Raw genomic sequence first — 1,458 nt, forward strand, 5'->3', positions numbered from 1 at the left:
TCCCCGCAAGCGATGAGGGGGCTAGGATGTACCTTATATGATTGGAAATCGCTGTAAGTTGACACCAATGAGCAGGCGTTGCCATAACCCAACAAATGTGTCGGGTTGCGCTGTCGCTTAACCCGACCTACAAAAAATGGACAAGGTATTGTTAATATTACCCAAACCAGTCGGTTTTAACCGACTTCAGCTATTAGACAGGGAATTAATTCCCTGGCTTCTTCTGAGTTTCCCACTTACGGCGAGGTTTTATTTCTGGGTGGGTGTGGAAGCCAACAAATAAGCCATCTGTAGCCTACAGCAAATTGTCATCAAACCTGGAACAAGAACCCCACCCCCAACCCCCTCCCCGCAAGCGATGAGGGGGCTAGGATGTACCTTATATGATTGGAAATCGCTGTAAGTTGACACCAATGAGCAGGCGTTGCCATAACCCAACAAATGTGTCGGGTTGCGCTGTCGCTTAACCCGACTTACAAAAAATGGACAAGGTATTGTTAATATTACCCAAACCAGTCGGTTTTAACCGACTTCAGCTATTAGACAGGGAATTAATTCCCTGGCTTCTTCTGAGTTTCCCACTTACGGCGAGGTTTTATGAATTGCTCCTATGGTATCAGAGTGTCAGGATCTATACCTAATTCTTTCAGCTTGGCGGCTAGACAATCAGCCCTGGCTTGTTCCTGTTCTGCCCTAGATTTTTCCTGTTCTGCCCTAGATTTTTCCTGTTCAAGGCTTTTGCGTAGTTCTAACGGAGATAAGAAGAGATTGCCTTGATGATCATAAATATTTAGAGTTGACGCTGTTAGTTCAAACCTAATACCCAAACGAGGACTCAGCCAATGATCCATGTTTTCAATGGATATGAGTTCTTCGTTGGCTTTGGTAAAACCCATCAACTCATTAGAGTCTGGGTTATATATGTAGTATTCTTCCACATCATAGCGGTTATAGAATAACAATTTACGGCTCATTTCTTTGAGGGTATTGCCTGGAGACAAAATCTCAAACACTACTTGAGGGGCAATATTATCTTCTTGCCATTGCCGGTATGACCCCCGATCGCTTTTGGGTCGGCCAAAGGCCACGAGGACATCGGGGGCGACACGAATATCGGGACGACCTTCAACTGGATACCACAGCAGATCTCCTGCCACAAAAACGGTCTCGTCATTGGCAAAGAGGGAGTCGAGATTTTCTTTAATCAGGACAATCCAGCGAAATTGCTTGGTGTTATCTGCCATGGGCTGACCATCACTGTCGGGATAGATTATGGTTTTGTCTAGAGCTACAGTCATTGTTTTTGCCTCCCTCTACTTAATAGTTAAGTTATTAAGAGGATGTTTGAAAAGTGGTATTCCGTAATTTTCATCACATTGCTACCCCCCTTTCCCCTTGTAAAGGGGGGAAACAATAAAAATCCAGTTCCCTCCCCTTTACAAGGGGAGGGTTAGGGTG

1 protein-coding gene is annotated in these 1,458 nt (G+C 44.9%); it reads right to left on the reverse strand.

Going from position 1 to position 1,458, the window contains the following annotated elements; genetic code table 11:
• Window positions 1–608: 608 nt before the first annotated feature.
• A complete protein-coding gene (locus tag IQ228_RS25990; protein WP_193965003.1) occupies window positions 609–1,298 on the reverse strand; it encodes a Uma2 family endonuclease in 690 nt (229 codons plus the stop codon).
• Window positions 1,299–1,458 lie beyond the last annotated feature (160 nt).

This window comes from Dolichospermum sp. LEGE 00246, assembly GCF_015207865.1.
In the GTDB taxonomy this organism is placed as follows: Bacteria; Cyanobacteriota; Cyanobacteriia; order Cyanobacteriales; family Nostocaceae; genus Dolichospermum; species Dolichospermum heterosporum.

Excerpts from the sequence above, each read along its gene's own strand:
- IQ228_RS25990 (WP_193965003.1), bottom strand. The coding sequence starts at position 1,298 with ATGACTGTAGCTCTAGACAAAACCATAATCTATCCCGACAGTGATGGT.